The following is a 4,800-nucleotide window of genomic DNA, read 5'->3' as shown; positions in this document are numbered from 1 at the left end:
AAACCAAAATCAAATGTCGTTTGGTAGCAGGTTCGGTTTATTCCATCAGCCTCAACATGGTTTTGTTGTTTATACATCAGCGCTTTCATTTTTTGGGTAACATCTAATTCAGTAATATAGAACTTCGCGTCAAAAAGGGATGTCCAGTAAAGCACGACTTTATCGGGTAAATGATTGGTAGGTTGAATTTGTCTATACCAGCCCATCGTAGTAGTAGCGAGAGGTAACCCATAACCATTATAATCAGGTAAAAAGCCCTTAATACGGTTGAAGTCACTAACCGTCATAAATTGGCTGTGGGTGTGTAAAATAGAGGTCCAATCTTCTTGCGTGTTAATACCATATGCTTTAGTGACTCTGACTGGATAAAATGATGGCATAGCATAAGCCACAGTCCAATTCGGAACTTCATCAGGTACGCGTTCTCTATTCACCATGCTACAACCAGTCAGTAATAGGCAGAATACTCCTGTTGATATAATATTTTTCATTTACTGTCCTTGTGTAATTAATGCTGAATCTAGCTCTTTCATTGAGCGCCTCACAGAAACCTGTGAGGCGATAGGCCAATATTAATGAAGCTGATCTACAATATAATTCTCTGATGTATAAACCTTATTTACCTTGTCCCAAGGGATAGGTCTCAAGGTTGCGTTAGCCTTTTTAGCTCTAATATTTAACTCGTCTTCATAATCATGCTTGTAGGCAGTTGATGAATTTCCGTTATAGTCCGTTTCGGGTGTGCTCGTTGGTGACAGTTCAGTAACGTACGTATACTTGCCACACCCTTCAAGCCACACTTTCACTTGCCCATTTGGTAAGAAGCCAAAATCAAATGTCGTTTGGTAACAAGTTTTACGCCTTCCATCTTCTGGTCTAGTGTAACTTTGCTTTTTATAAGCCAGCGCCTTCATTTTTGGGGTGATATTTAATTCAGTAATATAGAACTTCGCGTCAAAAAGGGATGTCCAGTAAAGCACGACTTTATCGGGTAAATGATTGGTAGGTTGGATTTGTGAAGCTCCTCCCATAGTAGCAAAAGCGAGAGGTAACCCATAACCATCATAGTTGGGTAAAAACTCTTTTATACGTTTTAATGCACTGGTAGTCATAAATTGGCTGTGGGTGTGTAAAATAGAAGTCCAATCTTCTTGCGTGTTAATACCATATGCTTTAGTGATTCTGACAGGGTAAAATGATGGCATAGCATAAGCTACAGTCCAATCCGGAACTTCATCAGGTACGCGTTCTCTATTCACCATGCTACAACCAGCCAGTAATAGGCAGAGTACTCCGGTTGATATGATCTTTTTCATTTACTGTCCTTGTGTAATGAACGCTGAATCTAGCTCTTTCATTGAGCGCCTCACAGAAACCTGTGAGGCGAGAAGTCAATATTAATGAAGCTGGTCAACAGTAAAATGTTTTGATGTATAAACCTTATTTACCTTGCCCCAAGGGATAGGCGTTAAGGTTGCGTTAGCCTTTTTAGCTCTTTTTTTTACATATTCTGTTGCTTGGAAATATTGTTTCGATGTGATTGAATTATAGTCAGTATCAGGCATGCTAGTTGGTGACAGCTCAGTAACGTACGTATACTTGCCACACCCTTCTAGCCACACTTTCACTTGTCCATTTGGTAGAAAGCCAAAATCAAATTGACTTTGATAGCAAGTACGTTTTATTCCGTCAGATTCCACATGATGCTGTTGTGTATACATCAGCGCTTTCATTTTTGGAGTGACATCTAATTCAGTAATATAGAACTTCGCGTTAAAAAGGGATGTCCAGTAAAGCACGACTTTATCGGGTAAATGATTGGTAGGTCGAATTTGTCTATACCCGCCCATCGTAGTAAAGTAGAGTGGTAATCCATAGCCATTATAATCAGGTAAAAAGCCCTTAATACGGTTGAAGTCACTAACCGTCATAAATTGGCTGTGGGTGTGTAAAATAGAGGTCCAATCTTCTTGCGTGTTAATACCATATGCTTTAGTGACTCTGACTGGATAAAATGATGGCATAGCATAAGCTACAGTCCAATTTGGAACTTCATCAGGTACGCGTTCTCTATTTATCATGCTACAACCAGCCAGTAATAGGCAGAATACTCCGGTTGATATGATATTTTTCATTTACTGTCCTTGTGTAATTAATGCTGAATCTAGCTCTTTCATTGAGCGCCTCACAGGTTTTTGTGAGGCGGTAAACAATATTAATGAAGCTGATCTACAATATATTTTTTTGATGTATATATCTTATTTACCTTGTCCCAAGGGATAGGTCTCAAGGTTGCGTTAGCCTTTTTAGCTCTAATATTTAACTCGTCTTCATAATCATGCTTGTAGGCAGTTGATGAATTTCCGTTATAGTCCGTTTCGGGTGTGCTAGTTGGTGATAGCTCAGTAACGTACGTATACTTGCCACACCCTTCAAGCCACACTTTCACTTGCCCATTTGGTAGGAAACCAAAATCAAATGTCGTTTGGTAGCAGGTTCGGTTTATTCCATCAGCCTCAACATGGTTTTGTTGTTTATACATCAGCGCTTTCATTTTTTGGGTAACATCTAATTCAGTAATATAGAACTTCGCGTCAAAAAGGGATGTCCAGTAAAGCACGACTTTATCGGGTAAATGATTGGTAGGTTGGATTTGTGAATCTCCTCCCATAGTAGCAAAAGCGAGAGGTAACCCATAACCATTATAATCAGGTAAAAAGCCCTTAATACGGTTGAAGTTACTAACCGTCATAAATTGGCTGTGGGTGTGTAAAATAGAGGTCCAATCTTCTTGCGTGTTAATACCATATGCTTTAGTGACTCTGACTGGATAAAATGATGGCATAGCATAAGCTACAGTCCAATCCGGAACTTCATCAGGTACGCGTTCTCTATTTATCATGCTACAACCAGCCAGTAATAGGCAGAATACTCCTGTTGATATGATCTTTTTCATTTACTGTCCTTGTTTAAGGAACGCTTTATCTAGATTTTTAATTGAGCGCCTCACAGATTTCTGTGAGGCGATAGGCCAATATTAATGAAGCTGATCTACAATATAATTCTTTGATGTATATATCTTATTTACCTTGTCCCAAGGGATAGGCGTTAAGGTTGCGTTAGCCTTTTTAGCTCTTTTAAGTACAGAGTTTCTTGTCTGGTTGTGATCAGAGTAAGTACTTCCGTTATAGTCCGTTTCGGGGGTGCTCGTTGGTGACAGCTCAGTAACGTACGTATACTTGCCACACCCTTCAAGCCACACTTTCACTTGTCCATTTGGTAGGAAACCAAAATCAAATGTCGTTTGGTAGCAGGTTCGGTTTATTCCATCAGCCTCAACATGGTTTTGTTGTTTATACATCAGTGCTTTCATTTTTTGGGTAACATCTAATTCAGTAATATAGAACTTCGCGTTAAAAAGGGATGTCCAGTAAAGCACGACTTTATCGGGTAAATGATTGGTAGGTCGAATTTGTCTATACCCGCCCATCGTAGTAAAGTAGAGTGGTAATCCATAGCCATTATAATCAGGTAAAAAGCCCTTAATACGGTTGAAGTCACTAACCGTCATAAATTGACTATGAGTGTGTAAAATAGAGGTCCAATCTTCTTGCGTATTAATACCATATGCTTTAGTGACTCTGACTGGATAAAATGATGGCATAGCATAAGCCACAGTCCAACTCGGAACTTCATCAGGTACGCGTTCTCTATTCATCATGCTACAACCAGCCAGTAATAGGCAGAATACTCCTGTTGATATGATCTTTTTCATTTACTGTCCTTGTTTAAAGAACGCTGAATCTAGAACTTTAATTGAGCGCCTCACAGGTATCTGTGAGGCGATAGGCCAATATTAATGAAGCTGATCTACAATATAATTCTTTGATGTATATATCTTATTTACCTTTTCCCAAGGGATAGGCGTTAAGGTTGCGTTAGCCTTTTTAGCTCTTTTAAGTACAGAGTTTCTTGTCTGGTTATGATCAGAGTAAGTACTTCCGTTATAGTCCGTTTCGGGGGTGCTCGTTGGTGACAGCTCAGTAACGTACGTATACTTGCCACAACCTTCTAGCCACACTTTCACTTGCCCATTTGGTAAGAAGCCAAAATCAAATGTCGTTTGGTAACAAGTTTTACGCCTTCCATCTTCTGGTCTAGTGTAACTTTGCTTTTTATAAGCCAGCGCCTTCATTTTTGGGGTGATATTTAATTCAGTAATATAGAACTTCGCGTCAAAAAGGGATGTCCAGTAAAGCACGACTTTATCGGGTAAATGATTGGTAGGTTGGATTTGTGAAGCTCCTCCCATAGTAGCAAAAGCGAGAGGTAACCCATAACCATCATAGTTGGGTAAAAACTCTTTTATACGTTTTAATGCACTGGTAGTCATAAATTGGCTGTGGGTGTGTAAAATAGAGGTCCAATCTTCTTGCGTGTTAATACCATATGCTTTAGTGACTCTGACTGGATAAAATGATGGCATAGCATAAGCCACAGTCCAATTCGGAACTTCATCAGGTACGCGTTCTCTATTTATCATGCTACAACCAGCCAGTAATAGGCAGAATACTCCTGTTGATATGATCTTTTTCATTTACTGTCCTTGTTTAATGAACGCTGAATCTAGCTCTTTAATTGAGCGCCTCACAGAAAATAGTGAGGTGATAAGTCAATATTAATGAAGCTGATCTACAATATAGTTTTTTGATGTATATATCTTATTTACCTTGTCCCAAGGGATAGGCGTTAAGGTTGCGTTAGCCTTTTTAGCTCTTTTAAGTACAGAGTTTCTTGTCT

The 4,800-nt window shown here is 39.2% G+C and carries 6 protein-coding genes; all 6 read right to left on the bottom strand.

The genetic code is table 11. From position 1 onward, the window contains the following. A partial coding sequence (locus C9J45_RS21220) for a DUF2931 family protein (RefSeq protein WP_107292993.1) occupies positions 1-491 on the bottom strand: 491 nt, incomplete at its 3' end. An 81-nt stretch (positions 492-572) separates the two neighbouring features. After that, positions 573-1,316 carry a DUF2931 family protein gene (locus C9J45_RS21215; protein ID WP_107262337.1) on the bottom strand — a complete coding sequence of 248 codons (744 nt, stop codon included), beginning with the start codon at positions 1,314-1,316 and terminating at the stop codon, positions 573-575. An 81-nt stretch (positions 1,317-1,397) separates the two neighbouring features. Beyond that, positions 1,398-2,135, bottom strand: a complete 738-nt coding sequence (locus C9J45_RS21210; protein ID WP_107288183.1) for a DUF2931 family protein — start codon at positions 2,133-2,135, stop codon at positions 1,398-1,400. Positions 2,136-2,215: 80 nt separating this feature from the next. Continuing rightward, on the bottom strand, positions 2,216-2,956 hold the full coding sequence (locus tag C9J45_RS21205; RefSeq protein WP_107292992.1) for a DUF2931 family protein: 741 nt from the start codon (positions 2,954-2,956) through the stop codon (positions 2,216-2,218). Positions 2,957-3,037: 81 nt separating this feature from the next. Beyond that, a complete protein-coding gene (locus C9J45_RS21200) occupies positions 3,038-3,775 on the bottom strand; it encodes a DUF2931 family protein (RefSeq protein WP_107292991.1) in 738 nt (245 codons plus the stop codon). A gap of 81 nt (positions 3,776-3,856) precedes the next feature. After that, a complete protein-coding gene (locus tag C9J45_RS21195) occupies positions 3,857-4,597 on the bottom strand; it encodes a DUF2931 family protein (protein ID WP_107292990.1) in 741 nt (246 codons plus the stop codon). Positions 4,598-4,800 lie beyond the last annotated feature (203 nt).

The sequence above is a fragment of the Photobacterium sp. GB-1 genome (assembly GCF_003026165.1).
Taxonomy (GTDB): domain Bacteria; phylum Pseudomonadota; class Gammaproteobacteria; order Enterobacterales; family Vibrionaceae; genus Photobacterium.
Note: the sequence above shows the minus strand (reverse complement) of the source record. Positions and strands in the feature narration are given on the sequence as shown.

Coding starts and splice junctions, on each gene's coding strand:
- C9J45_RS21215 (WP_107262337.1), bottom strand. CDS start 1,316: ATGAAAAAGATCATATCAACCGGAGTACTCTGCCTATTACTGGCTGGT.
- C9J45_RS21210 (WP_107288183.1), bottom strand. CDS start 2,135: ATGAAAAATATCATATCAACCGGAGTATTCTGCCTATTACTGGCTGGT.
- C9J45_RS21205 (WP_107292992.1), bottom strand. CDS start 2,956: ATGAAAAAGATCATATCAACAGGAGTATTCTGCCTATTACTGGCTGGT.
- C9J45_RS21200 (WP_107292991.1), bottom strand. CDS start 3,775: ATGAAAAAGATCATATCAACAGGAGTATTCTGCCTATTACTGGCTGGT.
- C9J45_RS21195 (WP_107292990.1), bottom strand. CDS start 4,597: ATGAAAAAGATCATATCAACAGGAGTATTCTGCCTATTACTGGCTGGT.